At 58.7% G+C, this 25061-nt stretch carries 28 protein-coding genes, 8 pseudogenes and 1 other annotated feature; of the genes and pseudogenes, 21 read left to right on the top strand and 15 right to left on the bottom strand.

The window, feature by feature from the left end:
• The first annotated feature begins 18 nt into the window (after positions 1-18).
• Positions 19-150: a hypothetical protein gene (locus tag AC1DDS_RS24160; protein ID WP_477481175.1), complete on the top strand. Its 132-nt coding sequence runs from the start codon at positions 19-21 to the stop codon at positions 148-150.
• Between the two features lie 24 nt (positions 151-174).
• On the opposite strand, the gene AC1DDS_RS24155 is transcribed toward AC1DDS_RS24160, so the two are convergent.
• The gene (locus AC1DDS_RS24155) at positions 175-360 is read right to left on the bottom strand and encodes a hypothetical protein (protein WP_477481174.1); all 186 of its coding nucleotides are present in this window, start codon (positions 358-360) and stop codon (positions 175-177) included.
• Between the two features lie 811 nt (positions 361-1171).
• A complete protein-coding gene (locus AC1DDS_RS24150) occupies positions 1172-1318 on the bottom strand; it encodes a hypothetical protein (protein ID WP_477481173.1) in 147 nt (48 codons plus the stop codon).
• 135 nt (positions 1319-1453) lie between these two features.
• Here AC1DDS_RS24150 and AC1DDS_RS24145 point away from each other — a divergent pair, with 135 nt between their 5' ends.
• Positions 1454-1711 carry a hypothetical protein gene (locus tag AC1DDS_RS24145; RefSeq protein ID WP_477481172.1) on the top strand — a complete coding sequence of 86 codons (258 nt, stop codon included), beginning with the start codon at positions 1454-1456 and terminating at the stop codon, positions 1709-1711.
• 711 nt (positions 1712-2422) lie between these two features.
• Here AC1DDS_RS24145 and AC1DDS_RS24140 read toward each other — a convergent pair.
• Positions 2423-2512, bottom strand: coding sequence for a hypothetical protein (locus AC1DDS_RS24140; protein WP_477481185.1), 90 nt, complete (start codon positions 2510-2512; stop codon positions 2423-2425).
• A gap of 788 nt (positions 2513-3300) precedes the next feature.
• On the opposite strand from AC1DDS_RS24140, the pseudogene istA reads away from it, so the two are divergent.
• Positions 3301-3944, top strand: a pseudogene (istA, locus tag AC1DDS_RS24135) (IS21 family transposase); the annotation flags it as partial.
• Positions 3945-4299: 355 nt separating this feature from the next.
• Here istA and AC1DDS_RS24130 read toward each other — a convergent pair.
• Entirely contained in the window at positions 4300-4566 is a 267-nt protein-coding gene (locus AC1DDS_RS24130; protein WP_477481171.1) for a hypothetical protein, read from the bottom strand.
• Positions 4567-4647: 81 nt separating this feature from the next.
• Between AC1DDS_RS24130 and AC1DDS_RS24125 the strand changes: the two genes are divergently transcribed.
• Both AC1DDS_RS24125 and AC1DDS_RS24120 read left to right on the top strand, forming a co-directional pair.
• A complete protein-coding gene (locus tag AC1DDS_RS24125; protein ID WP_477481170.1) occupies positions 4648-4785 on the top strand; it encodes a hypothetical protein in 138 nt (45 codons plus the stop codon).
• 296 nt (positions 4786-5081) lie between these two features.
• Positions 5082-5333: a hypothetical protein gene (locus tag AC1DDS_RS24120; protein WP_477481169.1), complete on the top strand. Its 252-nt coding sequence runs from the start codon at positions 5082-5084 to the stop codon at positions 5331-5333.
• A 712-nt stretch (positions 5334-6045) separates the two neighbouring features.
• Here AC1DDS_RS24120 and AC1DDS_RS24115 read toward each other — a convergent pair.
• The 5 genes and pseudogenes from AC1DDS_RS24115 to AC1DDS_RS24095 form a co-directional block, all read right to left on the bottom strand.
• Positions 6046-6321 carry a hypothetical protein gene (locus AC1DDS_RS24115; protein WP_477481168.1) on the bottom strand — a complete coding sequence of 92 codons (276 nt, stop codon included), beginning with the start codon at positions 6319-6321 and terminating at the stop codon, positions 6046-6048.
• A 180-nt stretch (positions 6322-6501) separates the two neighbouring features.
• The gene (locus tag AC1DDS_RS24110; protein ID WP_477481167.1) at positions 6502-6882 is read right to left on the bottom strand and encodes a DUF6481 family protein; all 381 of its coding nucleotides are present in this window, start codon (positions 6880-6882) and stop codon (positions 6502-6504) included.
• Positions 6883-6904: 22 nt separating this feature from the next.
• On the bottom strand, positions 6905-7129 hold the full coding sequence (locus AC1DDS_RS24105) for a hypothetical protein (protein WP_477481166.1): 225 nt from the start codon (positions 7127-7129) through the stop codon (positions 6905-6907).
• Between the two features lie 135 nt (positions 7130-7264).
• Positions 7265-7474 (bottom strand): cold-shock protein, encoded by a 210-nt coding sequence (locus AC1DDS_RS24100; protein WP_477481165.1) that lies wholly within the window; start codon positions 7472-7474, stop codon positions 7265-7267.
• A gap of 339 nt (positions 7475-7813) precedes the next feature.
• Positions 7814-8120: pseudogene (locus tag AC1DDS_RS24095) on the bottom strand (transposase domain-containing protein); the annotation flags it as partial.
• A gap of 51 nt (positions 8121-8171) precedes the next feature.
• Here AC1DDS_RS24095 and AC1DDS_RS24090 point away from each other — a divergent pair.
• The 7 genes and pseudogenes from AC1DDS_RS24090 to AC1DDS_RS24060 all read left to right on the top strand — a co-directional run bounded on the left by AC1DDS_RS24090 (position 8172) and on the right by AC1DDS_RS24060 (position 12744).
• Positions 8172-8417 (top strand): DUF892 family protein, encoded by a 246-nt coding sequence (locus AC1DDS_RS24090; protein WP_477481164.1) that lies wholly within the window; start codon positions 8172-8174, stop codon positions 8415-8417.
• 259 nt (positions 8418-8676) lie between these two features.
• Positions 8677-9828, top strand: a pseudogene (locus AC1DDS_RS24085) (extracellular catalytic domain type 1 short-chain-length polyhydroxyalkanoate depolymerase).
• 176 nt (positions 9829-10004) lie between these two features.
• Entirely contained in the window at positions 10005-10355 is a 351-nt protein-coding gene (locus AC1DDS_RS24080; RefSeq protein WP_108004251.1) for a hypothetical protein, read from the top strand.
• A 366-nt stretch (positions 10356-10721) separates the two neighbouring features.
• On the top strand, positions 10722-10925 hold the full coding sequence (locus tag AC1DDS_RS24075) for a hypothetical protein (RefSeq protein WP_477481163.1): 204 nt from the start codon (positions 10722-10724) through the stop codon (positions 10923-10925).
• Positions 10926-11043: 118 nt separating this feature from the next.
• Complete coding sequence (locus tag AC1DDS_RS24070) at positions 11044-11616, top strand: DUF1003 domain-containing protein (protein ID WP_477481162.1); 573 nt, start codon at positions 11044-11046, stop codon at positions 11614-11616.
• A gap of 261 nt (positions 11617-11877) precedes the next feature.
• Positions 11878-12312, top strand: coding sequence for a hypothetical protein (locus AC1DDS_RS24065; protein WP_477481161.1), 435 nt, complete (start codon positions 11878-11880; stop codon positions 12310-12312).
• A 141-nt stretch (positions 12313-12453) separates the two neighbouring features.
• The gene (locus AC1DDS_RS24060) at positions 12454-12744 is read left to right on the top strand and encodes a hypothetical protein (protein WP_477481160.1); all 291 of its coding nucleotides are present in this window, start codon (positions 12454-12456) and stop codon (positions 12742-12744) included.
• Between the two features lie 594 nt (positions 12745-13338).
• Here AC1DDS_RS24060 and AC1DDS_RS24055 read toward each other — a convergent pair.
• Positions 13339-13622 (bottom strand): annotated as a pseudogene (locus AC1DDS_RS24055) (IS3 family transposase); the annotation flags it as partial.
• A 164-nt stretch (positions 13623-13786) separates the two neighbouring features.
• Here AC1DDS_RS24055 and AC1DDS_RS24050 point away from each other — a divergent pair.
• Both AC1DDS_RS24050 and AC1DDS_RS24045 read left to right on the top strand, forming a co-directional pair.
• A complete protein-coding gene (locus tag AC1DDS_RS24050; RefSeq protein WP_477481159.1) occupies positions 13787-13993 on the top strand; it encodes a hypothetical protein in 207 nt (68 codons plus the stop codon).
• Positions 13990-14343, top strand: a complete 354-nt coding sequence (locus tag AC1DDS_RS24045; RefSeq protein WP_477481158.1) for a hypothetical protein — start codon at positions 13990-13992, stop codon at positions 14341-14343. The genes AC1DDS_RS24050 and AC1DDS_RS24045 overlap by 4 nt, the downstream gene beginning before the upstream one ends.
• 232 nt (positions 14344-14575) lie before the next feature.
• Here the strand turns inward: AC1DDS_RS24045 and AC1DDS_RS24040 are convergent, their stop codons facing one another.
• Positions 14576-14728, bottom strand: coding sequence for a hypothetical protein (locus AC1DDS_RS24040; RefSeq protein WP_477481157.1), 153 nt, complete (start codon positions 14726-14728; stop codon positions 14576-14578).
• Between the two features lie 447 nt (positions 14729-15175).
• A pseudogene (locus AC1DDS_RS24035) lies at positions 15176-16088 on the bottom strand (tyrosine-type recombinase/integrase).
• A gap of 521 nt (positions 16089-16609) precedes the next feature.
• Here AC1DDS_RS24035 and kdpF point away from each other — a divergent pair.
• From kdpF to AC1DDS_RS24020, 3 genes and pseudogenes are all read left to right on the top strand, one after another.
• Positions 16610-16684, top strand: coding sequence for a K(+)-transporting ATPase subunit F (gene kdpF / locus AC1DDS_RS24030; protein WP_477481184.1), 75 nt, complete (start codon positions 16610-16612; stop codon positions 16682-16684).
• Between the two features lie 94 nt (positions 16685-16778).
• A pseudogene (locus AC1DDS_RS24025) lies at positions 16779-16964 on the top strand (potassium-transporting ATPase subunit KdpA); the annotation flags it as partial.
• A 17-nt stretch (positions 16965-16981) separates the two neighbouring features.
• Positions 16982-17290: pseudogene (locus tag AC1DDS_RS24020) on the top strand (transposase); the annotation flags it as partial.
• A 193-nt stretch (positions 17291-17483) separates the two neighbouring features.
• Here the strand turns inward: AC1DDS_RS24020 and AC1DDS_RS24015 are convergent.
• Both AC1DDS_RS24015 and AC1DDS_RS24010 read right to left on the bottom strand, forming a co-directional pair.
• Positions 17484-17747: pseudogene (locus AC1DDS_RS24015) on the bottom strand (transposase); the annotation flags it as partial.
• 306 nt (positions 17748-18053) lie between these two features.
• A complete protein-coding gene (locus AC1DDS_RS24010; protein ID WP_477481156.1) occupies positions 18054-19079 on the bottom strand; it encodes an IS110 family RNA-guided transposase in 1026 nt (341 codons plus the stop codon).
• Between the two features lie 202 nt (positions 19080-19281).
• Here AC1DDS_RS24010 and AC1DDS_RS24005 point away from each other — a divergent pair, with 202 nt between their 5' ends.
• From AC1DDS_RS24005 to AC1DDS_RS23990, 4 genes are all read left to right on the top strand, one after another.
• Positions 19282-21096 (top strand): B12-binding domain-containing radical SAM protein, encoded by a 1815-nt coding sequence (locus AC1DDS_RS24005; RefSeq protein ID WP_477481155.1) that lies wholly within the window; start codon positions 19282-19284, stop codon positions 21094-21096.
• A gap of 996 nt (positions 21097-22092) precedes the next feature.
• Positions 22093-22683 (top strand): hypothetical protein, encoded by a 591-nt coding sequence (locus AC1DDS_RS24000; protein ID WP_477481154.1) that lies wholly within the window; start codon positions 22093-22095, stop codon positions 22681-22683.
• Between the two features lie 195 nt (positions 22684-22878).
• Complete coding sequence (locus AC1DDS_RS23995) at positions 22879-23226, top strand: hypothetical protein (RefSeq protein ID WP_477477770.1); 348 nt, start codon at positions 22879-22881, stop codon at positions 23224-23226.
• Between the two features lie 193 nt (positions 23227-23419).
• A complete protein-coding gene (locus AC1DDS_RS23990) occupies positions 23420-23560 on the top strand; it encodes a hypothetical protein (protein ID WP_477481153.1) in 141 nt (46 codons plus the stop codon).
• Position 23561: 1 nt separating this feature from the next.
• Here the strand turns inward: AC1DDS_RS23990 and AC1DDS_RS23985 are convergent.
• Positions 23562-24793 (bottom strand): IS3 family transposase gene (locus AC1DDS_RS23985; RefSeq protein ID WP_477481152.1). Its coding sequence is split into 2 segments (ribosomal slippage): positions 23562-24502 and positions 24502-24793, totalling 1233 coding nucleotides; the frame shifts between segments, so codons are not numbered across the junction.
• Positions 24393-24509 (bottom strand) — a sequence feature (AL1L pseudoknot). It overlaps the preceding gene by 117 nt.
• Positions 24794-25061: the final 268 nt, after the last annotated feature.

Raw genomic sequence — 25061 nt, 5'->3', positions numbered from 1 at the left:
ACGATTTAGGAGAACCGGATGCCACAAGATGGAAAGGACGTCGTAGAAAAAGCGGGCGATGTTGGCTCGATTGAGGAAACGGCAGACGCCAGCGAAGCGCTTGGCGTGCCAGTACATCCGTGGTCACAGGTGGAGATTGCGGATCTCTAACCGTTGATCGTGTCTAAACGGCGCTCAAGCCTTTGCGCTCGCCCTCAAATCATCCAGCCGGTCGATGATAGCCGCCAGGCCGAAGCACACCGCGCCAAACCCGAACGCCACCGCGCCGAGGATTTGGTGTATCGCTGACACGGCTGCCATCGCGACAAAGATACCGCTGGCCATCTGCAGCACGCCTAGGATTGAAAACAGTTTGCCCATGGAAGTCCCCTCTCTCCCTATGGTCGCAACCTGCCATGATGCACGCGGGAATCAAGCCTACCTGTACTTGCGACCAGGAAGGTCAAGGGACGCGTAGAGCGGCCTACCGCTGTCAGACAGCGGACAAACCGCTGATGCATGCGCCTACCGCTGTCAGACAGCGGACAAACCGCTGATGCATGCGCCTGCTGGGGAGTGGACCCAGCCCGGCGAGTTGGGTTCCGCCGGGCCAAAGATTGGGGACCTTTGTAGGGGTGGCGATGGGGGTGCCACGGCGCCACTTTACGCCTCATCCGGTCACTGGGCGACTAGCTCATTGTATTTACGCCTTCAGTTAGGGAGCTGAAGGTTTTTATACCGTATCCAGAACCGTCTGTGGTATCACTACTCGCCTCAAGCTGCGCGACTTATGACGGTTACAACAGTTTTGAGTCTTTTCCAAAGCAAATCTCAATGAGAGCAACCACTTGCCCCGGTCGGGGCCAGTTCCTTTGAGGAGGACGACTATGAAGCGCCTTTTATCAATCGCACTCGCAGTTGCTGGTCTCGGCCTGGCTGGCCAAGTACTGGCAAAGGAAGTGGATATGTCGAAACTCACGTGCAAGGAGGTCGGCGAAATGCCAGCCGCCAGGACCATTGGCGTGGCCTTGTGGGCATCGATCAGCATTCCGGCTTGCCCTCTGCGCCCGCAGGGAGGGCCATAGGAAGCGATGCATGGGCTATGCCACCCAGAATGCTCATGGTCCGTCCTCCTCGCACCTACTCTGAAGCGAGCCTTGCATTACGCGGATTGCGCCCGCGGCCCCACACGCTATCTGAACCTGAACATCACAAGGTAGACAGCTAGGCCAATGGCTGCCGTGGCGCCAAGGGCGAGCAGCCATTCGGCTGAAAGAAATGCTTCTGCCGACGCCATGATGGATTTAGCGCAGATGATCGGCTGGTCGACTTCCTGCATCTCGCCCCCCCGGTCTACTTACGCACACCATGGCACGAAATTAACTCGCCACAAGGCCTTCCTGGGCTGCTAGCGAAGGTGGCCTTGACTCCCGCGTGCATCCTGTCACGTTGCGCCCACAGGGCGTAGGGGGACATGGCGACTTTGCTTTTTCTTTTGAGGCTGCTCCGGATGCTGGGCGGCATCGCTGTGTCAGTTGCGGCGAAGTCGGCTATTCACGAAATCCTTGGCGCGATCTCGTTCGGCCTGGGCGCTGTGTGCCTCGGGTTGGCAGCAATCATCGAGCGGCTTGATAAAGCGATGAAGAGAGAACGCGCGCCAATCCCACCTCCAGAGAACCAGTTGACCAATGTCGAGGCCGTTCCAGCCGGCGGGTGGAAGCGCCAGTCGTGAGCCGTCCCCTCACCACCCAAACGATACAGAGGCGACAGCAAATGGAAGGTCGGGGGGAACCCGGCCTTTTTTTTCCTAGGGTGGAACATATCGCTTCAGTGATGGTTCAGACGTCCCAAGTGATCGTCATTAGCTCCGCGTTCGCTTGGGTATTCAGTCCCTGTCTACGGTGCATCCGGCGGGTCGGCGGCAACTGCTTCCGGCCTGTCGGGCGCTGCGCCGGATGTGGCCTCACCTCATCTCACATGAGTGGGCTGTGGATAACTTAGCATTTGCTACTTTCGGCGGAACGGGCGGTGAACGGCTCAGGCACCGTTCAAGAACGCCTGCCCGCGACTACCCCAATCGGGTGAGCCGAACCGCACGCCGCTAAGCCGCCCTCCTGATCCACCCGTCGAAGATCATCGCCGGTCGCCGTCACGCAATCGACACGATCAACGGTTAGGATTCGCAATCTCCACCTGTGACCACGGATGTACTGGCACGGGCGGCAACGGAAGGTCGGGGAAACCCGGCCTTTTTTGTTGGTCCTGGTCGACGGTCACGCAAAAGGCGCCCGTCGCCCAGCGCCTTAAGGTTGCCTAGCAGCCTTACCAAGTGACAAGGCGCCACACTCACGTTTATCAGCTTTCCAGCAGACGCCAAGCCAAGTGGAGTCCGCAATCCACGATCATTAGCGTAACATCTCCGTTGCCTATCACTTGGACGCCTCTATTGCGTCTGCCAATGTTGAGCTGGGATTGCTTTGCAATGCGTGACGACCTTCTCTGCATTGGCATGCGCCTTCTCGCCGTCAATCATGGGATTGCCGGCCTTGCCATGAACATAGCCGTTCACCCACATGACCGCTCTGGCCCGGTGGACGATCTGCCCGACGAGATCTGGGCGAAAGACTGCCCGGCCATGGACGCGGCCAGCGATGAACTCGACGATACAGCCGCGGCGCTGTGCTTTTATCGGCCGTCTACGCTCGAGGGCCTGCATCTGAAGGCCGAGTTCATGGTGGCAACCCAATTCTTCGTTGACGTCGAGAACCGGGATTTCTTCACCCAAGCTGATCAGCGGCTTCCTGCCGCCTGGCAAGGATGTCGAGCCGTGGACAGACAAGTGGGAATGAGGACCGCCATGTTGCATTTCATGTCGCATGGATTTGCCGAGTGTGGCAGAAAACCATTTGAAATCAATGGTAACGGCTTGCAACATGATGCGACATGAAGGCCGCAAATTTGCGGGCTTGCGGTGGCGCTATGTGATTGGTTTTGCTCGGGAAAACGGTTGGCTGGGGAACCTGGATTCTCACATGATTCAATGGCTTAGTGGATAAGCCTTGAAATTCCCTCTGTTTTCCCATCGCGAGCGACCGTGGATGCCACCTTTGTGCCCTGCCTTCGGGCATCAGTCAACCGGCGGGTTTAGCGGCAATTATTTCCGCTTTCGGACCTCACGTTTGCGGTGGCGCCGCCATAAGGCGCGCGGCTGTTGATTGCCACTGAGAACTGACCCGGCGTAGCCCGATATTTCCACTGAGAATTGACCCATGTTCCAACCTTCCCCTGCATGTTTTCAGCGGGGGCTCTGGAGTGGTCGACATGGCGTTATTGAGCGTGATCCGACGCTGGCATTTTCGAGAGCATTTATTGATCCGGGAGATTTGCCGCCGGACCGGCCTGTCCCGGAATACAATTTGCAAATATCTGCGTGCCGACGGTGTCGAGCCGAAGTTCAACGTCCCGGAGCGGCCGAGCAAGCTTGACCCGTTTGCGGATCGCCTGTCGGCCTGGCTGAAGACCGAGTGCAAGAGAGCCGCAAGCAGAAGCGGACGATGAAGCAGTTGCATGCCGATCTTGTGAGCCTTGGCTTCGAGGGTTCTTACAATCGCGTGGCGGCATTTGCGCGGAAATGGCGCGATGATCGGCAGAGGGAGATGCAGACGACGGGCCGCGGGACATTTGTGCCGTTGGCGTTCGATCCCGGTGAAGCCTTCCAGTTCGACTGGTCGGAAGACTGGGCGATTATCGGTAATGAACGCACCAAGCTGCAGGTCGCCCATACGAAGCTGAGCTATAGCCGCGCCTTCATCGTGCGGGCCTATCTGCTGCAGACCCACGAGATGCTGTTCGACGCCCACAACCATGCATTCCGCGTGTTCGGTGGCATTCCCGGACGCGGCATCTACGACAACATGCGCACCGCGATCGACCAGGTCGGCCGTGGTAAGGAGCGCGGTGTCAACGATTGCAGAACTCGGGTTCGAACAGGTACCGATGGCGGTGCGACGGCAATATTGGCGGACCATTCAGCAACGCCACAGGACAACATGAACTGATACCGCCGTCGCCTAGATGCCCAGCATACTCCTGCGGTTCAGGTCTTTGGCGTTCAGGATGGCGCAGTATGTGGTCGACTCGTCAAACGTTAGATGCACCAAATTCCAGCTCGAAGGTTTCGCCGGATCGCCTGTGAAAATGTCATAGACAGTCCATGACTGATCAGCCTCGCAGCGAACCGCATATCGTATCGTAAATGCCGCCATAGGCATCTCCATGAAGGACGGCGACGGGTATCCCGCGGCATCGATCAAACAAAGTCTAGCAGCGCTGCAAGACCGCCAACGGCACGCGCGCAACAAAAAAGGCCGGGGCGAGAACGCACCGACCTTCCTTACAAATCGCTATTCCACCCAGTTCCAGTACATCCGTGGTCAAAGTCAGATTGCGATTGCGGCATTCGCGAGCGGCAGAAGCGTTCCAGCGCTCATCAGCGATACCGATGCGTTTTGTATAAGCAGCCATTGTGTTCGAAACAAGTTGTCGTTCAGGAATTAACTGTTTGCCTTCGGGCGGGAAAGCGCCCACTGTTTAAACTCCAGCAGCTTATTAAAAGGGCGCTGCTGTTCGAGGTTGGCAACCCCGGCCCCGATCAGAAAGGAGAACGACATGTTCTCCGAGACACTCCGGCTCACATACTTGAACGCCTTTTCGTTCTTCGCTTCCCTCATCACCAATGACGCAATCGCGCAGACCGCGCTGATCGTATCGCTGGTATTCGTCGTGTGGGTCGTGCTCGCGTTTTGACTCCTTCCTGAGTTTTCTCGCAGGGGCGAGCCGTCAGCGCAAGTGCCCGGCGGTATCCCGTCCGGGTCAGCCACCCTCTAGCGCCTGAAAATGATTTTCTTGCCGGCACGGTCAGACTGCTACGGATCGCTGCTGCCGTGAGGGGACAGTACGTCGAATTTAATAGACGCCTCGATACATAAGGATGGGTCCCTGGTCTGGCTTTCGCTGACCGTATCGCCGCTCAGCGATGCCGCCGGCAATGTCGTAGGGGAACAAGACCTTGGCTGAGATGGCCGTAAACGGCTTACCAAAGGATGCTGCTCATCCGCTTGCTGTCTCAGGACCTAATCGCTGAACTGCGCCTCGAATGCAGTGTTGAGATCTATTGGTCCAGTTGCAAGAGCCGTAAGCATTCGGCCAAGGCCGCGGAGACTATGATTTCGGCTGGGTCGATGTCGTTCACTTTTGCCGAGACGATCAGCGAATACGTGGATGCGCCGCGATTTCCACCGGCTGCCATCCGGGGCGAGCCGTACGAGGCAAAGAAGCTGGATGCGGTGGCTTAGCGCTTTCCAGGGCGACCCTGTATCGCGTATCGGTGCAAACGGGATGCGGGGCCGACGGTGTTCCGGTTGAGGATTGCGGCCACCCCTTTGGCATCTATCTCTGAAAGTCCTATCACCGGAAGAAAGCCGGGTGCCGCGGTGACGCCGGAACGAGTGTCGAAGACAGTCCATGTACCGCTCTGGTCAGGGCGATGCGCATACGGAAAAGCGTCCACCGCGCCGCTCATTTAATCGAGTCCTGCATGGTTCCGGTCATGAAGCGGCGAAGCACGGACTTTGACGGATGATGGAGAGGGCCTGTCAAAGGCATCAGCCTGGCTGTGACGTATCCCGCCTTCACGAGCATTTCTCGCATGATACGGATGTCACTCGTCCGAAAATCAACGTGTTGAACATTGGAGGACATCGTGTCCTCCTTTCGCCATTAGGGGCTAGGGTGTGAAGACCCTGAAGCAGCAGCGCCCTGATAATTGGCTGCTGAAGAAATCACGTTGAACGCAACTTCGTTCATTAGCAAGCAACCGATAAAGGACGGTGCGATTGCGTTCGACCCGCAGCCGACGATGGTATGACGGAGCTTTGACCTTGACGGGCTTGCCGAAAGGCAACTTCGGTCAGGCCCATGCTCTTCAATGACGGCAGCCGTTTGCGCCGGGCAAGCCGCAATTGGGCTGGAAGGAACAACAGTAAAGACTTCTTCGATATATCGTTTTCAAGTGCGATCATAGGTGAAGGATGTCAGCAGTGCGGTAACGAAATTACTCGCTTTTTCTTTGACAAGCACTTCCGTCCATTCATCTGTCCCGCGCAGACGCAGATCGGTGTAAATGCTGTCCACCGCAGCCTCTTCGATACGTTTGATGTTGGCCAAAAAGGCGGCTTCTCCCTCCCTGTGATACATGTCGCGGATGACCATTCGCAGTATTTCCTGAATCGCAATCTGCCACGCTGTGTTGATCGCCTGGAGTTCACCGGTATGCTCTGCCATGACAGGTTCCTTTGGAAGCGGAATACGCCGCGCTTTTGGTTTCGGGCTGAAACAAGAGCGCTAGAGACCGCGCCTGCCGCATCAGGCCACGTCGTCGCAGAAAGCGCCCTGATGGCCCGTTGCCCCAAGGCCAGGTGAACAAGCCCCATGAGTTCGCCACCCGTGCCCGAAAGCGGGGCGCTAGGCTCGTCTGGCCTTACGGTTCGCATAACGCCGATCGCGCTCCGCCTTTCGAGCGGCCTCGTCTTCGAGCACCAGTGCTATGCGATTTCTTTCCGCTGTCTCGCGCGCTTCGGTTTCCGCTCGCGCTGCAGCATCGGCGGCTGTCTGCTGCTCCGCGGCCTCGGTCGCTCGGCGGTCAGCTTCGCTGCGCTTCACCCGTTCGCGTTCCACGCGCCGCTCTTCCCTGGCAGCAGCTACAGTCATCCGTTCCGCTTGCCTGGCCAATCTGTCTGGCTCGCCGGCAATTTTCGCGTTGCGGTAAGCGTTCAAGAGAGCAGTTCTTGCCGCCGCGGCGGCAGTCCGGCGATCGGAATGGTCGGTGTTTCTGGCGTTTTTCAAATCTTCTTCCTCAAATGGTAATTCAGGCTCTCTTGGCCCGCTTAGCGAGTAGAGAGGCCGTCGCTGCCTCACGGTCCTTTGACTCCTTTGCGAGGCGGGCTTCGCGAAGCCGCAGGGTCTTGGATTCGCGAGCCTGAGCGAGGGAATCAAGTTCTTCAGCGGCGCTGTTGCGGCCAAAAAATTGCGATTGAGCATTGGCGAAGGCAATCTCCGCCTGCTGCCGAGATTTGCTGTGTGTTTGTGACATGGTCATTTCCGGATTGGACGCCGCAGGGTTCCGCGGCAACAAAAAAGGCCAGGCAAGCTGCCTGACCTCGCTGGTATCATGCTCTCGACAGTGCCAGTACATCCGTGGTCAACGGAGAGCCGATACCGGTAAGATTTAGGCGGCCTGCAGGTTGCAAGCCGACATCTTGCCCGACTTGTTGTCGCGCTCGAGGTCGTAGCCGATCTTCTGGCCTTCTACGAGGTCGCGGATTCCGGCGCGCTCGACAGCAGAGATGTGGACGAACGCGTCAGCGCCGCCATCGTCAGGCTGGATAAAACCGAAGCCCTTGGTGGAATTGAACCATTTAACTGTGCCGGTGGTCATGATGAACCCTTTCGTAGCAATAGGAGGTCCACAACGCTTGCAGCGCTGCGGAATGTGATAGCGATTTTTGAAGGAAAGGTTCGTTCAGGGCGCGTTGCCAGTGCGCGAAACCAAAGCTAAGCAAGCAAATATCGACATTCGGTATATAGGCTGTCCCGATTGGAGTGTCAACTTTTAGTTTTCGGCGGTCAATGAACCTTAATATCTGGTTGCAATTTCACAGCCATCCTACTCTAGAACCGCCTGTACTTCATAAAGCGCACTTAGTGTGGCCCTTGGCGAACCTAGTCCTAACTCGCCGAACAGGCTTCAGTCCGCCAGGTGCCGTGCGCCTCGTCGCTAAATGGGCATTGGGGTCAAGTTTGCCTGTGGCGTCCAATTCCACGGAAGCAATTCTTCCAGCTTGCTGACCGGCGTGTCCGCGATGTTGGCGAGGCCGTGGGCAAGCCAGGCCTGCCGGTCGACGTCGTTGAGCTTGGCGCTCATGATCACCGTCGCAATGAAGGCGGCCCGATCAGCACCACGATCCGATGCGGCGAACAGCCATAACCTCCGTCCGAGAGCTTCGCAGCGCCCGCTCGGCTGCGCTGTTCGTCAGGCAAATCCGGCCGTCCCCCAGGAATGACGTGAAGCCGTCCCAACGCTTCTCGCAGCAGCTCAGGCTGCCGAGCACTACGAGATCAGTCGCTATTGCACGATGGTCACCTGGGCCAACAGGCTCGGTCTGGACGAGGTGGCAGAACTGCTTGCCGAAAATCGCGACGAAGAGGAAAGCACAAATGAACTCCTCTCCGAAATCGCTGAAACGGGGGGGACGCCGAAGCCAACTGACGCAAAGGCACGATCCGGCGTGAGTTTTCCAACGCGTGCCGGATCAGTTTCCCTGTTTTGGAAGGGCGTCTTGGGTCACCAAGATGCTTGTTGCATCGACTGTCTCGAATAGACGGCGGAATCTCATCGACGATGATGGAAAAATCGTCGGCCAGCAGGTGTGGTCAGGGCGAAGCAAAGGCAACACGCAGTATCATCCTCTCTGGTGCTATGCGGTCATGGTTGGGTCGGCTCCACCCACAGAAATTCGCATGGCTCTCCGCAGTCCGTCAAAAACGAGCTCAGTTGTGCGGTGCAGCAACCATTCTTGCGCACGTGCGTTAGGAGATGTCAGTAACGCGTTGGCCATTGCAACACGAGGATACTCTGAAATGAGAAATCTATCGGACACCATTGCCCGCCTTGCCGCACTCAAAAGCTGCGTATGGTCCACCCGTGACCGTCTCAAGGACATGGAGATAGCAGCATCCAATCCCGGAGCCCTAAGAGCGAGGACATTCATCCCAGAAAATCCCGTTTCGGGCGCGCCGCTCGTAGTTGTCTTGCACGGCTGCACGCAAAGCGCGGCCGCGTACCGATGACGGCTCCGGATGGTCGGTTCTGGCTGAGCGATATGGATTTGCCCTTCTTTTTCCCGAACAACAGCGGGCGAACAATCCCAATCTCTGCTTCAACTGGTTTGTGCCGGGCGATGCAAAACGCGATGCAGGGGAAGCCCTTTCGATTCACCAGATGATCGAGACCATGGTGAACGCTTACGGATTGGACCGAAGCCGCATTTTCATAGTCGGACTCTCTGCGGGTGGTGCGATGTCATCAGTAATGTTGGCCAGCTATCCCGATGTCTTTGCTGGCGGTGCCATCATCGCCGGATTGCCTTATGGCAGCGCAACGACAATGCCCGAAGCATTCGATCGGATGCGTGGCCAGGGTGGTCCGAGCGCAATGGACCTGCAGAAACTTGTTCGCAGTGCATCCCCCTATCAAGGAAGCTGGCCCACCATTTCCGTTTGGCACGGCACTGCCGACAGCATCGTCGACATATCGAATATGGAGACCATTGTCCGGCAATGGGCAGGACTTCACGGTGTCAAGACAACAGACTACGTCAGCGAGAGTGAACAGAGATATCTGCGCAAAGTCTGGCATGGCGCGGACGGGCGGGAACTCATCGAATCCTACGCAATCCATGGCATGGGCATGGTACGCCTTTGGCAACGGGCGGCCCGGACGGTTACGGCAAGCCGGGCCCCTACATGCTGGAAACCGGGATATCTTCCACATTACAGATCGCAACGTTTTGGGGCCTTGTAGACGCCGCGCATCGTCGTCGGGACGATACAGCAGACGCGCGGTCCGAAGATTACATCCACACGGGCGAGATTCTCATGCCCGGAGCGCTCACCGATGGAAATGAGACGGATCGGTCAGATCGTCGTCAGCATGGGACGGCTAACGCGCAGGGCGCTGGTATCCAGAAAATCATCGAAGACGCGCTCCGCGCAGCAGGGCTGATGAAATGAGCCAACGCTTCGTCAACAATCAATGCGTCTCGCCGCAGGCAACCCATTCAGGTGACATATAGCAAGCTGTCTTGAGAGGGTGACCGAATCCATGCAAGGTTTTTGATACTCCGGTGCTATAATTACTCGCTAGCCCGCAATAACGCGGACTCGATCATTGACGATCGGACAAGGTCATGGACATCCCCGCATGGATTAAACCCGCCCTAACCGGTGCGGCTGTTGGCGCTTTTGCCATGGTAGTTTTTGGATTTTCTTGGGGAGGATGGGTGACCAGCGGTACGGCACGTAATATTTCCGCCTCGGATGTATCATCCGGCGTCGCTCTCGCCTTGACGCCTTACTGCGTTGAGAGGTCAAAAAGCGATCCTGCGGCCGCCAACGTGTTAGCGCAAATCAAGGCAGCCTCGATCTACGGGCGTCGCTCTATCGTTGAGAAGTCCGGCTGGGCTACCCCGCTTGGGACGGATCAACCAAACTCCGCGCTGGCCTCGGCCTGTGGCGATGAGCTGGTCAAGCCTCTCTGAACTCTCTGGCTATGAGGGTGCGGAAGGTTCAATTCGTGGCCGTGGCATTTTCCCGGCCATGAGGAAGCTTGTTAGGTCCTCCAATGCAAGGCCTCGTGTTAACAATACTTCACATGACAGACATTCGCATGCTGCGAGCAATTCTCAACGAGGCAGGGTTCGAGGCGTCGAGCAGCGACGGCGGGAAAGCACGCAGGGATGCCGCACGGTTCCTGATCCGACAGTCCCAAGCTGGAACGGCTGACCCCACATTCCTGCTTTACAACCTGGAGCACCGCCGCCCATGACAAGCGCCAATCCACAATAATGCGGCTTCATCCTGAGAATGAAGGCGGCTTCGAAAGTTGGCCAAACGAGGAGACTAACATGAGCTGGCAAATGCGGGACAATTCCGCCCGAGCGGGACGCATACCAGCGCAACAGCGCGATTACACGACAATTGCCTCGATGCAAATCACCGAGCAAGAGAAACAAACTCGTGATCAGAAAAGCCAGAAACTGCTGGAACTCCGCCTGTCAGCACCCATTGCCATGCCCGCCCCCGCCAAAAAGAAGGCGTCGAAAAGGTAGCGCAGAGCCAAAGAGGCGGCCGCGCCGGTCCCTCAGCCTCGAACTCAATTTCTATTAGCACTCGCCAAAGTTCGGGTAGGCAGACTAGCATCTCCAAGCAACAGCGTGGAGGAGTGTTATGTCGACAGCCACAGATAGCGAAGATGCCGAGCAAGCGTTGATCGGTGCGGCGGACCGGTATCTTGGGAAGCCTTTCGAACTCCTGAGCGAACGCGAGCGCGCGATTTTCCGGCGTATTGTAACCCGTCGAGCAATCACCCGCGATGCGAACCAGTCTTTCGACGACAGGCTCACAGCCGCTCAGCGTCTCGCAGACAAGGTGGCTGAATTTGGCGGATCGTGGACGTTCATCTTGATCTTTGCCGGAGCGCTCGCGCTATGGGTTGGCGCAAATCTGGTTGCAGCAACACGGGCGTTTGATCCGTACCCGTTTATTTTTCTTAACCTGATCCTTTCGATGCTCGCCGCCGTGCAGGCTCCTGTCATCATGATGAGCCAGAACCGCTACGCAGCCAAAGACAGGATCGACGCCGCGCATGATTATGAAGTCAACCTGAAAGCAGAGATCGAAATCATGGCGCTGCACGACAAGCTGGACCAAATGAGAAATACAGACCTGAAATCCTTGATCGTGAAACAACAGGAACAGATCGACTTGCTTTCTAGCTTTCTTGTCGGCCGAAGCTCCTAAGCTGGCTCCGTTGTATGGATCACGCCGACACAGTCCCGACCCGAGCGCGGTGGCCCGCTGCAAACTGCCTCACATTTTTGTGGCCTCACCTCGCGACAGGGGGCAAACCGGTGATGGGCTGCCACACCCGCACGTCCGAATGAAACCTGCACGCGCTTGCGTTTGGTGCGATCGAAGCGCATCCTTCAGTTGTCGGTAGCAATGTTACGGGCGCTACTTTTAGAGGGCTAATTACCCTGGCCCCAATCAAAGGAGGACATCATGTCTTCCGACCCCAGATACGCTTCCATCTCGCCTTCTGAAATGAAAATGGTCCAGTCTGTTTTGGACGACGCCGGCTATGACGCCAATGTTCTCGCCGAAGATCAATCGCTTTTCAACACCGCCGCATTGCTCGTGATGAGCCTGTTTCTGGCCGGGGAGACATCCCCGTATGCACTCGCGGCGCAGTTGGAACGCAATTTCGGCAAGGCGACGACAACAAGAGTGCCCTACAAATCGCCGCTTCCGCGCTATGCCATCCAAGGTCTGCCACACAATCTGAGCCGAGCTGGCATGAAGACGCCGAGGCTCCCTGACGAGCTAGACGTACAAACTTGGGAAAACGAAGGCGGAGCGGTGAGCATGAGCGCCCAACGCACTTTTCCGATCGCGATCAAGAGCGTCGGGACCGTCAAGGAGACCGGCGATGTCTAGCCGATTGCTGATGTCTTCTTTGCTGGTGCTGTTTGTCATCGTTGCGGTTTGGGCCTTCCGCCCGGAACAAGGCAGGTACGAACAGCCAAATCCAACGACATTGGGTCAACCCACGTCAACGCGATAAAATAAGGCGGGTCGATGATCGAAAGAACGACAGAGACTCAAATAACATTCGAACATCCGTTTGTCTTGGATGGCCTTGTCGCGCCTTTGCAAGCCGGGACTTATCGCCTCGTCGTTGACAAGGAGCTTATCGAAGGTCTCAGCTTCTCCGCCTACAGGCGGGTAGGCACCCATCTGGAGATACCCGCGATCTCCGCTGTGACCGCCACCCGTCAGTTTTTGCAGGTATCCGCAGCGGAGATCGAGAGCGCCCTTCTAAGGGACGCAGGAGTATCGACCGGCAAATCCAGCGCACTAAGGTGCTAGCGTTCATCTCGACCTGCTGCCCTGGGCTGTTCGGCCTCATCGGTCGATCGCAGCGAAGGGACAGCAAGGGTCGTTGTCGGGGATTCAACGTTGTAGCGATGCGCTGCGCATAATCGACATGAGGCGATGATGCTGGCGCTCGAAAGCATCGGGTTGGCGCGATCACGATCCACAGATCTGAACGACCACCGACAAGGTCATCGACATCCAGCCGAACACCACTTTCCCGCGGGTGTGCTGAACGAGACACACCTGCTGTCGGATACCGACTTCGCGCGTCTCGTTACTGTTCACGGCGCGACATGCAAAATTTATCGAGTGTAGTTCTATGGTGTATAATAATGGTCGGATCGACAGATCACCCTCGTTTCGCGGTCACGAATTCATGGACACGCACCTTCCTCTCTGGCAGCGACTGATCATAACCGTGGTAACGATGTTAGCGGCCAGCTACGTGATTGGCCTTGTCTGGCAGTCAGTATTTTCCGGATCTATTCCGAGCTATGTGGCGGGCGTCATCGGTGGCCTCGCTGCGCTCCCCATCTGGGACTTGCTCAAGCGTATTGGCCCGTCGTCAAAATGACAATGCTGTCGGCGACGCAGCAGCCGAGCGCGTAGACCGTTCTCTCGCATGGAGCCGTTCGGCACGATGCAGGCCACAGGAAGCCCTCGGCCAAAACCTCGTGTCACACGCGGCGCGAACCATAGGTGCGGTCGCCGCCCTTGAAGCTCCTATTGGTAACGTCGAGCAGCACCTCGTCATGTGGGGAGCGAGCGCTAGCGCTGCGGTTGAGCCAGGCGTAGAAGCCTGAGCAGGACACATTCAGCGCACTTGCTTCAGTTGCCCATGGCAGAAAGGCATGCTGCGGATCAGCGCCCAAGCTACTCGCGGCTGAACTTTCTCTGCGCTCCCACTTTCCAGCTTCATTGAACACCTTATCTCGCAGTCCACAAAAGCGGCAGCAGGCCACGGATCGCCGCCCCCGCTTACGGAGACGATAAGATTAGATCAAATTCTCGCGGCTTGGTTGGGGATGGCGCTATGATCAAGCGGAGTTTTCCGACCGGTACGATCGGTCCAAACGATCTTGCGATGCTGCAAGACGTCCTCGAGGAGGTTCTTTCGAGCAACCACATCGCACTGCACTCGGACACTGCAGACGATATTGCCAGCCGCTTGATCGAGCTTTACCAATCGGGCATCCGCGATCGGGCTGAACTGCTCTCAAGGATGAAGCCCCTGGAGTGAGACTAGGAAGCCCGCCGGAACATTCCGGCGCGGTCGTTGTTGTGGCGGGTTTCGACGACGCAAAGTCCGAGGCAATGCCACAATATTTTTTCGGCATCAGCGACAATGACGGATCGCAATCGCCCGGCGATGCTCTCAACCTCTTAGATGATAGCGTCGCCATTCAGCGGGCGAGCAAGACCTTGGCTGAAATGGCCGTAAACGGCCTGCCCAAGGATGCTGCTCATCCGCTCGCTGTGCGAGTTTATGGCCCCGGTCAGGACCTGATCGCTGAACTGCGCCTCGAATACAGTGTTGATATCTATTGGGCCCGTTGCAAGAACCCTCCGACGAGCGGCTGGCTTCACTGATCTAATCAAGGTTGCATCTGGCGCAGTATCTCGAGGGGCGTCAGTCGGGACGTGATCTCCACCGAGCCCAGCATTGGCACAAAAACAGTTACTCAGACAATTTAGCTGCCAATGACAGCACCCGCGAGCGCTGGGCTGCATGTCATACGCTGGCCAGTTAATCGCGGTGTGATCGGACACCGGCAGGGGCAGCACTCAGATAAACGGCCGCCCCGCCAGGTTTATCGAGCCATCAATTGCTGCCTTTGGAGGTTGGACACTGCTTCCATGACACGCTCAAGGTTGAAGCTGCCGGGAGCTGCGGCTCGAATTCATCGTTGACATCATTCACGATTCGCGACGCAAAGCCAGTTTCCCTGCGCACGCGGCCGAGCGGGATCGTCATCTTCGGCTTCCTCCAGAAAAGCAAGTGCTGATGAGCCGGATGTGATGGCAAGCCGGCACGCTGGCGCGCCCTCGGGCGGTTGAATATCGCGGTGGACAGCACCATATTATTGGCCGCCCTCGTCGAGCGCCGTCGGGGCTTTGGTTTCTTCCGTTTACCTTGGGAGGAGATCATGCGTAGCGGGAACTTCATTCAAAAGCGCCACAAGCTCAAAGCGATCAACCGCATCGTCAATGCCATTAGCAGCAACGGTTGGTTTGAACACCCCCAGGCCAATCGGGCCTGGCTGCGCGACTATCTATCGACGTTGTACGATCGTGGCCTAGTGCTACATGACGAACTGATAGCATGCGGGATAGCAGCGGCCAGGCACCCTGCATGCGCGCGCCGGTACGCCGCCCCGGCAGCACGGAAGATGTTGGCGACCTCGATCGAGGCACGCAAGGCTCAACCGTCGGGGGAGGCTTCTTCCGGCTTGAACAGGCCGAGCCTGTCGAGCGGACTCGTAACCGTGCGGACCGTCTTGGTCGCCACCTTGGCGTAGAGGGCGGTGTTGTTGAGTTTTGCGTGCCCGAGCAGGACCTGGATGATCCGAATGTCCGTGCCGTCCTCCAGCAGGTGGGTGGCGAAGCTGTGGCGCAGCGTATGCGGCCCGACCCGCTTGGCGATGTCGGCGGCCTGGGCCGCCTCAACGACGATCCGATAGAGCTGCCGCGTGCTGATCGGCTTCATTGCGTGTTGGCCGGGGAATAACCAGCCGTCGCGATGCATCACGCCCTGCTGCCGCCCCACCTACCTTCCACCACTGGCGCAGCAGGGTGAGCAGGTTCTCCGAAAGCATGGCATTGCGATAGCGCCCGCCCTTGCCACGCTCGACGCGCAGCAGCATCCGCTCGCTGTCGACGTCGGCGAACTTCAGCATCGAGACCTCCGCAACACGTAGGTCGGCGCCATAGGCGACCGACAATGCCGCCTGGTGCTTGAGGCAGGTGGTGGCATTGAGTAACCGGGCAACCTCGTCGCGGCTCAGCACCACAGGCAGGTTACGCGGATGCGCCAGCCGGACGAGCCTGCGCGCCAGGTCCGGGCGGTCCAGGGTCTGGGTGAAGAAGAAGCGTAGCGCCGATACGATGCTGTTCATCGTCGGAACGGGAACACCATCCTCCTGCTGCTCGATCTGGAACCGGCGCAGGTCGTCGGCGGTCGCCGTGTCTGGTGAACGCCCGAGGAAGGTCGCCAGGCGACCGATGTCGCGGAGATAGTTGCGCTGCGTTTCGCGTGAGAAACGTCGCATGTTCATGTCGTCGATCAACCGCTGGCGCAGCGGGCTGACGGGCGTGTCGAGATGGGGATGCTGCATGGTCAGGCTCCTTGTTGAAGAAGCTCGTCATGCTCCGCCCTGGCCGGACGACGTTCAATGCAGGTGCAACCTCCAGTCTGTGCCCTCTACCTCAACCGCAGACGCCCTCCCGCGCAGCGGGTTCGTTCCTCGGCCCCAAAACTGCCGTTTGGCGATCATGGCGTAGACGACCGCTTTGCGCCGCCGTTTCGGTCATTCAGAGTATCGGATCGAGTTCCTGGAAGCCGACGGTCTGCTTGGGAGTGATCGCGTCCGGAAGCGCCATAAACGGGCGAGCTATCCTGGCATCTGACAGCGCTAGTGGCTGCATTCGCCTTCTCAGCCTTTATATTTTCCTTATGTGGCCGTCGAACCATCCCGCGATAATTGACCCGTCTAGGGGCATCATCCGAAGGTCGTAGAATCCGGAGAAGGCCCATGTCCGACATTGTTTTTCTCACCGCCGGCATCGGTGGCTTTGTCGTGCTTGCGCTCTACGCGCGCACGCTCAGTCGGCTCAAGGGGGGATCGATGATCGAACCTTGATCGGCCTATCCGTCGCCATTGCGCTTGCCGCATACCTCGTCGTGACGCTCGTCCGGCCGGAACGGTTCTGACTTGTCCTTTGCGGAGATTTTCCCATGGCCGTCATCGGCTGGCTGCAGATCAGCCTCCTCATTCTCGCCGTCCTTGATCGTCGTCAAGCCGCTGGGGCTCTACATGGCAGTCGTCTTTGCGATCCTTGCCGTGTTCGTTGCCGGCCTAATGGTCGGCTGCACCCCGGAATTGCTGGGCAAGAAGATCGAAGCGCGCGAGATGAAGTAGGCGACGTTTGCCGTGCTCATCCTGCCGGTCGCGATCCTCGGCTTCACGGCCATCTCCGCGATGCTGCCGTCGCCGTCGCCGGCAAAGCCCGCGATCTTGCGGCGTGGCTGGGACTGGTGCCCAGACAGTACTCGACCGGAGGTAAACAGACGCTGCTGGGTATTAGCAAGCGCGGTAATCTCTACGTGCGAAAGCTGCTGGTGCATGGCGCACGCTCGTGTTTCCGACATCTCGACCGAACGCGAGGTCGATTAGGTAGCTGGCTCGACGGCCTCGAAGGTCGGATGCATCCAAACAAGGCGCTGGTTGCACTCGCGGCCAAGATGGCGCGTATCGTCTGGGTCGTCTTGAACAAGCCGGGCGCTCTTTACGAACGCAGGGACCCTGCCTGCGCTTGAGGCTGTCGGCTCGGATCAGCATGCCGTAAACCCTGCGCAAAAAGCGGGCTTCGTGCCCGAACCATTTATTGGGAACGGCGTGTGCGGATCTCATCATGGCTGCAACAGCAGTCCACTCGCGAGAGGCCGGATACATTTATGCAACTGGAATCGTCATTTATGACGTCGCGAATTGCACGGACGAGGCGGACCATACATTTTTTGATAGAAGCTCGCGAAGTGCGGCTGTATCCAGCATCTGCTCGGCCAGCAGCTTCTTCAGCTTGGCATTCTCCTCTTCGAGCACCTTCAGACGCTTCGCCTCAGACACGTCCATGCCGCCGTATTTGGCCTTCCAATTATAAAAAGTCGCCTCAGATATCCCGTACTTGCGGCACAGATCAGCCGCCTTCGCACCTACCTCCTGCTCCTTCAGCACCCCAATAATCTGCTCTTCCGTAAATCTCTGCTTCTTCATGCGTCCGTCCTCAATGGGCCGGTGTCTAATCCATTCTGGAGGAAATTCTCAGTGGCATGTATGGACGGCCTCCGCGTGGCAAGGGGCAGTTTTGTGTTTCCGGCAGATTGGTCGGGTGCAGGCATGTATTCGGCCTTTGATTGCGGCGTGTTCATGCCGCTGGCCCTGATGTAGTCCGCGGATCGGATCCCAGACAGGTCAACGCGCTTTCAAGCGGCACCCACTGATCGGGTTTGTCCGATCCCGGCTCGACCGTTCGCCATCACACCATTTGCACCTCACCAAATCCTGCAGCCTCCTGACTTTTCAAAGGACGGCGGCCGCCTCAAATCGCCTGCCTGTTGTCATCAACGTCCAGACGATCCGCGCCATCTTGTTCGCCAAAGCAACAGCGACGACGTTGTACGGCTTCTTTGCCAAAAGCTCGGCCGCCCAACGCGTCGGCGGAACTTTGGCCTTGCGGCTGAAGCGAAGTACCGCATGCGCCCCAACGACAAGAAGCCTGCGGAGATAGGGATCGCCTTGTTTGCTAATTCTTCCGAGCCGGTCTTTGCCAAACGATGAGTTCTGCTGCGGTACCAAGCCTATCCACGCCGCCAATTGTCGTCCAGATTTGAAGAGCGACGCGTCTGTCACGGTCGCGGCGATTGCGCTAGCAGTGATCGGGCCAATTCCAGCGATGGTCTCGAGGCGACGGCTCAGCTCGTTCGAGCGATGCCAAGCATGAATTTGGCGATTCATCTCGCTGACCTTCTCGTGCACCCCCCGCAACTGCACGATCAGCGAAAGAAGCGCGGACCGCGCAAGCGGAGGGATGAGATTATGGCCATTGTCTTCGACCAACGCGATCAGCATTCCGACGCCGACGATGCCCTGTCGCGTCACGATGCCGAACTCCGCCAGGTGGCCGCGCAAGGCGTTCACCAGCATTGTCCGTTGCCGAATCAAAAGCTCGCGGACACGATGCAGCATCAGAACACTCTGTTGCTCCTCGCTCTTGACCGGAACGAAGCGCATTGTCGGTCGCGTTACCGCCTCGCAGATCGCCTCGGCATCCGTCGCGTCGTTCTTTTGACGCTTCACGTATGGCTTGACGTAAGACGTCGGCATTAGCCGAACCTCGTGACCCAACGCCATGAGGACCCGAGCCCAGTGGTGTCCGGTCGCGCACGCCTCGATTCCGATCAGGCACGGCGGCAATGCGCTGAAGAAACCTGCGACATCGTCACGTCGCAGCTTCCGGCGGACGACAACCGCGCCCACTGCGGCTACGCCATGCACCTGAAAGACGTGCTTGGCGATATCCAAACCGATTGTGCTAACCTGCTCCATGCGCGGCTCTCCCTCATGTGACTTTCGACAGCCACACTTTGGCACATTGCGATGCCGGGAGCGGAGGCCGTCCACCACATCAGGTCAGTCTACCGTGTAGACGAGGAGAAAATCACCGCCGATATGACAGTAATGCACGTCTGGATGCTCCAAAGGGGCTCTGCTAAACTTGGACATCGTCTCAAAACGCGAAGGAGATTGCATGGCACAAGTTTCGCAAGCCAAGAAGAGACGCTTCCAACTCATCCTGATCAAGCCCTCGCACTATGACGACGATGGCTACGTGATCCGCTGGTGGCGGCCGATGATCCCTTCGAATTCGCTCGCCGCCCTTTACGGCCTTGCCGCCGACTGCGCCGAGCGCAAGGTGCTCGGCCCGGACGTTGCCATCGATATCACGGCGATCGACGAGACGAATACCCGGATCGATTTCCCGGCCCTTCTGCGCCGGCTTGGCGGACACGACAATTTCGGCATGGTGGCGCTTGTGGGAGTCCAATCCAACCAGTATCCGCGTGCCCTCGATATTGCGCGGCCGTTCCGTGAGGCCGGCATCCCGGTTGCGATCGGCGGCTTTCACGTGTCGGGCTGCATTGCCATGCTCGAAGGCATGGCAGTGGACCTCGATTCCTGCCGCAAGATGGGCATTGCCATGTTCGCGGGCGAGGCGGAGGGCCGTCTCGACACGGTGTTGCGCGATGCGGCCAGCGGCAGGCTGGAGCCGGTCTACAACTTCATGGACGATCTGCCCGGTATTGGCGGCATGCCCGTTCCGTTCCTGCCCAAGGAAAACGTCGCTCGCACGCTCGGGCTGAGCACGAGCTTCGATGCCGGGCGCGGCTGCCCCTATCAATGTTCCTTCTGCACGATCATCAACGTGCAGGGGCGCAAGTCGCGCTTCCGCTCGGCCGATGACGTCGAGACGCTCGTGCGGATGAACTGGGCGCAGGGCGTCCACAAATTCTTCATCACCGACGATAATTTCGCCCGCAACAAGGAATGGGAGGCGATCTTTGACCGACTGATCGAACTGCGAGAGAAGGACAGTATTCCGCTCGGCCTGATGATCCAGGTCGATACGCTCTGCCACAAGATCCCAAACTTCATCGAAAAGGCAAAGCGTGCCGGGGTTACCCGCGTTTTCATCGGCCTCGAAAACGTCAACCCCGACAACCTCACCTCGGCAAAGAAGAACCAGAACAAGATCACCGAATACCGGAAAATGCTCCTTGCTTGGAAGGCGCAGGGCATTATCACGCTCGCAGGCTATATTCTCGGTTTTCCGGCCGATACGCCCGAGACCATCCGGCGCGACATCGCCATCATTCAACACGAACTGCCGATCGACGTCGTCGAGTTCTTCATCCTCACGCCATTGCCGGGTTCGGAGGATCACCAGAAGCTCTGGAAAAACAACGTGGAGATGCGGGCCGATCTCAACGTCTATGACGTCGAGCATGTGTGCACGGCGCATCCGAAGATGAGCCGGGAAGCGTGGGAGGGCATATATCGCGAGGCATGGCGGCTCTATTACTCGCCCGAGCACATGCGGACGCTGCTGCGCCGCGCGGCCGCGACAGGCGTGCCGATCGGAAGCCTCGTCAAGCTGCTCGTTTCCTTCGCGACGATGGTGCCGCTCGAAAAGGTGCATCCCCTGCAGAGCGGACTGCTGCGCCTGAAGCACCCCTCCGAGCGGCGGCCGGGCCTGAAGCAGGTCCATCCGCTGAGCTTCTGGCCGCAGTATGTTTGGGAGACGCTGCGCAAGCATGTGGCGCTCGCCGGCACCATCGTTCGATTGACGGCTGCCGCTTACCGGATCTCCCGCGATCCGGCTTCAAAAACCTACATGGATCAGGCGCTGATGCCGGTCGGAGACGACGAGGAGGAAACGCGCGATCTGTTCACCAAGACTGCCGGCGGTGCGGCAGCGGTGGCGCACGTAAAGAAGGTCGCGGCGCTCACCCACGCCAATCCTGGGCGGGAAACGGCGCGGGCGGGCACTCGAACACGGGCATGATCCCGGGGCTTGCTGATGGCTCTCGGTGACGCCGAACTCGAAAATGGTGCTACGGCACGTCCGCCAAGGCGAATATGCTGTCGAGCGACAGGGCGAGCTGATCGCCGAACTGTTGGCGAAGGGCGTTCCGGCCTTTGACGAACGCATGAAGTGACTCCGAAACTGTCCCTAACCGATTGTCAGTCAGACGTCGAAAGTTGCGGCTTTCGAAATGGCGGTGATAATATCTGGTCTAATGTCCAATCTAGATCATCAGCTTCCCGAGAAACCAATTCTCCGGGCAACAACGATCAGCAGAACGACAGGATACTTGAGGTCAACTGCAGGACGAGAGCAGTCTCCGACCGGGCCGGGATGGCAGTTGCCGCCTGGAATGCGGCCGCAAAGAGGCCGAAATATGCGCTTAGATCAGTGCTCCTTGTCGAGGATGATCGCAGTGGTCCTCATGCTCAGAGCCGTGGCGTTCGCCGTGCTGTTCGGCTGCGGCAGCGGGCTGTTCAGCATCGCATCGGGCGGAGATGGCGATGAACAGCATACTCAGCCGCGAAGAAACGGGTATGTTTCCTCCTGAGGATATGGGGAAATTCAGCGGATTTTTATAAAAAAACCTTGCGACGAGCACGGGCGGCGCGAGGCAGCGACGGAGCCAAGCCTCGCTCGTTCAATCCTGATCTACTATAGTCCGGGCGTGCGAGACATGGACACGCTAGAGAAATTGTTGCGCGCGCTTCCTCTAGGGGCAAACCGCCGCTCACTATGCACTGAGGCTGCCCCGCTCTCTGATGGCGAGGTCGCCATATATTAGCCCCAAAGAGAGACCAGTATTCCGGCAGTAACTATTCCTTCCTGGTGAGTAACGCTTGGGACCGCCGGAGTTCTTCTCCGATCGATGGCCGTCCCTAGCTGCCGTGATGGCGGAAGCCAGCGGCGGCGGCGTGCCTTCACGCGTCGAAATAAGTCGGACAATCGGGTCTTTTACAATGACGGGAGAATCCCATGGCACGGCTACCTCTCATGGCAGCGGCAGCGCTTGCGCTTGCCTCTTCGCTCCCCTTAATCTGTGTAACGACAACCCCGGCCTCCGCACAGTCGTTGAGTGACGACGGCGGGGGCGATATCAGCGCCAGCGACGTGCGCGACTTCCTGCGGGATGCGCTTCGCGCCCGCAGCGATCGGCGTGATCTGCTCCGGGACCTTATCGCTGAGCGGCAGGACCGTCGTGATGAGCTCATGGACCTTTTGGGAGACGGCGGCGATATGATGGGCGACCGGCGCGAGCGGCTTCGCGACCTCCTCGCCGCGCGGCGGGACCGCCGTGATGACCTCATGGATCTAATCGGCGACCGCGGCGACCGCCGGGAGCGGCTCATGGACCTGATCTCCGCGCGGCGGGACCGCCGGGATGAGCTCATGGATCTGATAGGAGACCGCGGCGATCAGGGTGGAGACCGCGGCGCCCTTCGGCAACGCCTGCTGGAGCGTCTTGCCGGGGCAGACGAAGGAAACTGTGTCTTCGTTACCCGCAGCCTGCGGGCCGAGAACGGCGACTGGCTGGCCTTCGTTCGCAGGCGGGTGTGCCGGGACTAGGCCATGATGCCTTCGAGAATGCCCAGGATCGCATGAAGTTTCCCGAAACCCGCGATGGGTGTGAAGCAGTTCCCGCCGGCGAATGCGCCGCAAGTTGATGGCTTTGTGCGTCCGGTGTCTGTTCAACAGGCGGATGCACTCGCCGGCTTTGGGAATTCCTGCGCGCCAACCGCACACGAAGCCAGGAGAGGTGAAATGAACAAGTTTCTTCTCATGACGGCAGGCCTCCTGCTGATGCCGCTCCCAGCCCTGAGCCAGAGCGCGCCCGACTCCGGCTCTCGCGACCGGGGCTCGATGCAGGATCGCGAAATCGAAGACCTGCTGCGTAGCATCACCGACGAGGTTTCCGGCGGGAGCGGTGGCCCGCGGCGCGGCGCCGCCTTCCTGCTCCGCAGCGGCGACGCGACGGTCGCAGTCCGTTGCGACCCGCGGGAATCGATGAAAGACTGTGTGGACCTGACCACGTCGCTGCTGGAAAAGGCTCGTTCTGCGATGCCTACGGGCGGCGGCGCCCCCGGAACCACGCCGCCGCCGCGACCATAGCCTGCTGCTTCCCGACTCGTCGGAGCCAGCAAGTGGCAGTTCATCTCTCGGCAGTCCGGGAGGTGCCTGCGGGCTTTCACGTTTTTCAGACCGGGCTAGTAGAAACAGATCAATTCGTAGACGTCTCGTTCGAAAAATATTCGCGTCGGTTGTCCTTTCTGCCGTCGCAAGTACCCCCTCGTGGGCCCAGGGCATGGACGACCCGAGCACGCAATACAGCAAGGAGGACATGCAGCAGGCGCTGCAGACCAGGGAGCAATATGATGTCCATGGCCTGCACTTCGACACCGGCAAGGTGAACCGCCCCGGCTTTACCGCAGACCGTTTGGTTTAAATTATGCGGCCATGGCTGGTGCGTCCAGCATGGCATAGTATCGTTCTTCGGCCTCGGCGGGCGGAATGTTTCCGATGGGCTCCAGAAGGCGGCGGTTGTTGAACCAATCGACCCATTCGAGCGTGGCGAACTCCACGGCTTCGAAGTTTCGCCATGGCCCTCGCCGGTGGATCACCTCGGCCTTGTAAAGACCGTTGATCGTTTCGGCGAGTGCGTTGTCATAACTGTCGCCAACGCTTCCGACAGACGGCTCGATGCCTGCCTCCGCCAGCCGTTCAGAATAGCGAATGGATACATATTGCGAACCGCGGTCAGAATGATGAACCAGCCCGCCGCGATGAACGGGCCGCCGATCATGAAGCGCTTGGTCGAGGGCATCGAGCACGAAGCCCGCATGGGCAGTCCGGCTTGCCCGCCAACCGACGATGCGACGGGCAAAGGCATCGATGACGAAGGCCACGTAGACGAAGCCCTGCCAGGTCGCCACATAGGTGAAATCCGAAAGCCACAACATGTTTGGTGCTGGAGCAAAGAAGTGCCGGTTCACCCGGTCGAGTGGGCATGGGGCGGTCTTGTCGCTGATCGTCGTGCGGATCGGTTTGCCGCGAATGATGCCCTGCAGCCCCATTGACCTCATAAGCCGAGCGACTGTGCAGCGGGCGATGTCGTAACCCTCCCGCAGCAACTGTCGCCAGACCTTGCGCACGCCATAGACCTGGAAGTTCTCGTTGAATACCCGGCGTATCTCGACCTTCATGGCATAGTCGCGTCGGGTGCGGGCCGACAAACGGTCCACGTCGTTGCGCTTGGCGATGACCTCATAATAGGTGGACGGGGCAATCGGCAGCAGTCTGCAGATCGGCTCGACCCCGAGCACCGAGCGGTGTTCGTCGATGAAAGAAATCATCGCTTCAGTGGGCGGTCGAGCTCCGCCTGGGCAAAATATGCAGAGGCCTTGCGCAAAATCTCGTTGGCCTGACGAAGCTCACGGTTCTCCCGTTCCAGAGCCTTCATCTTCTCCGCGACGTCGCTCGGCAAGCCCGCACGTTTGCCGCTGTCCACCTCGGCCTTCTTCACCCACTCATTGAGCGTATGCGCCGAGCAGCCGATCTTGGCGGCTATGGAAGATATTGCCGCCCACCGCGACGGATGTTCGCCTTCATGCTCCGTCACCATTCGAACGGCGCGAGCGCGGACTTCAGGGGAGAACTTGTTCGTCGCCTTGCTTGTCATAGACCCTACTTCTCACGAGTTGGGGTCTCCGGCAAAGCCGGGGCGGTTCATGACATCTGCGATGGCGCACTGAACTTGCCCCAAGTTTTATCCAGTTTTGAGTTCGCTCCAGCGGTTTTTGGCGTGCACCCCGAATTTGGGCCAGCGGGAGCTGGAATTTTCCGGGGTTATGGCGTGCACCCCGAATTTGGGCCAGCGGGAGCTGGAATTTTCCGGGGTTAAGGCTCATGTCGGCGGGGGTGCCGATGAGCCATTCATGAGCGAAATC

Source organism: Mycoplana sp. 10N416, assembly GCF_056394765.1.
This window is presented reverse-complemented; position numbering and strand designations above follow the sequence as displayed.

Bases quoted from the DNA above. Each gene is read 5' to 3' on its own strand.
- AC1DDS_RS24155 (WP_477481174.1), bottom strand. From the start codon at position 360: ATGGGCAAACTGTTTTCAATCCTAGGCGTGCTGCAGATGGCCAGCGGT.
- AC1DDS_RS24075 (WP_477481163.1), top strand. From the start codon at position 10,722: ATGAGCTGGCAAATGCGGGACAATTCCGCCCGAGCGGGACGCATACCA.
- AC1DDS_RS24105 (WP_477481166.1), bottom strand. From the start codon at position 7,129: ATGTCACAAACACACAGCAAATCTCGGCAGCAGGCGGAGATTGCCTTC.
- AC1DDS_RS24160 (WP_477481175.1), top strand. From the start codon at position 19: ATGCCACAAGATGGAAAGGACGTCGTAGAAAAAGCGGGCGATGTTGGC.
- AC1DDS_RS24150 (WP_477481173.1), bottom strand. From the start codon at position 1,318: ATGCAGGAAGTCGACCAGCCGATCATCTGCGCTAAATCCATCATGGCG.
- AC1DDS_RS24070 (WP_477481162.1), top strand. From the start codon at position 11,044: ATGTCGACAGCCACAGATAGCGAAGATGCCGAGCAAGCGTTGATCGGT.
- AC1DDS_RS24140 (WP_477481185.1), bottom strand. From the start codon at position 2,512: ATGATTGACGGCGAGAAGGCGCATGCCAATGCAGAGAAGGTCGTCACG.
- AC1DDS_RS24065 (WP_477481161.1), top strand. From the start codon at position 11,878: ATGTCTTCCGACCCCAGATACGCTTCCATCTCGCCTTCTGAAATGAAA.
- AC1DDS_RS24060 (WP_477481160.1), top strand. From the start codon at position 12,454: ATGATCGAAAGAACGACAGAGACTCAAATAACATTCGAACATCCGTTT.
- AC1DDS_RS24125 (WP_477481170.1), top strand. From the start codon at position 4,648: ATGTTCTCCGAGACACTCCGGCTCACATACTTGAACGCCTTTTCGTTC.
- AC1DDS_RS24100 (WP_477481165.1), bottom strand. From the start codon at position 7,474: ATGACCACCGGCACAGTTAAATGGTTCAATTCCACCAAGGGCTTCGGT.
- AC1DDS_RS23990 (WP_477481153.1), top strand. From the start codon at position 23,420: ATGGACGACCCGAGCACGCAATACAGCAAGGAGGACATGCAGCAGGCG.
- AC1DDS_RS24005 (WP_477481155.1), top strand. From the start codon at position 19,282: ATGGCACAAGTTTCGCAAGCCAAGAAGAGACGCTTCCAACTCATCCTG.
- AC1DDS_RS24115 (WP_477481168.1), bottom strand. From the start codon at position 6,321: ATGGCAGAGCATACCGGTGAACTCCAGGCGATCAACACAGCGTGGCAG.
- AC1DDS_RS23995 (WP_477477770.1), top strand. From the start codon at position 22,879: ATGAACAAGTTTCTTCTCATGACGGCAGGCCTCCTGCTGATGCCGCTC.
- AC1DDS_RS24000 (WP_477481154.1), top strand. From the start codon at position 22,093: ATGGCACGGCTACCTCTCATGGCAGCGGCAGCGCTTGCGCTTGCCTCT.
- AC1DDS_RS24120 (WP_477481169.1), top strand. From the start codon at position 5,082: ATGCTGCTCATCCGCTTGCTGTCTCAGGACCTAATCGCTGAACTGCGC.
- AC1DDS_RS24010 (WP_477481156.1), bottom strand. From the start codon at position 19,079: ATGGAGCAGGTTAGCACAATCGGTTTGGATATCGCCAAGCACGTCTTT.
- AC1DDS_RS24050 (WP_477481159.1), top strand. From the start codon at position 13,787: ATGATCAAGCGGAGTTTTCCGACCGGTACGATCGGTCCAAACGATCTT.
- AC1DDS_RS24080 (WP_108004251.1), top strand. From the start codon at position 10,005: ATGGACATCCCCGCATGGATTAAACCCGCCCTAACCGGTGCGGCTGTT.
- AC1DDS_RS24145 (WP_477481172.1), top strand. From the start codon at position 1,454: ATGGCGACTTTGCTTTTTCTTTTGAGGCTGCTCCGGATGCTGGGCGGC.
- AC1DDS_RS24090 (WP_477481164.1), top strand. From the start codon at position 8,172: ATGGTCACCTGGGCCAACAGGCTCGGTCTGGACGAGGTGGCAGAACTG.
- AC1DDS_RS24040 (WP_477481157.1), bottom strand. From the start codon at position 14,728: ATGACGATCCCGCTCGGCCGCGTGCGCAGGGAAACTGGCTTTGCGTCG.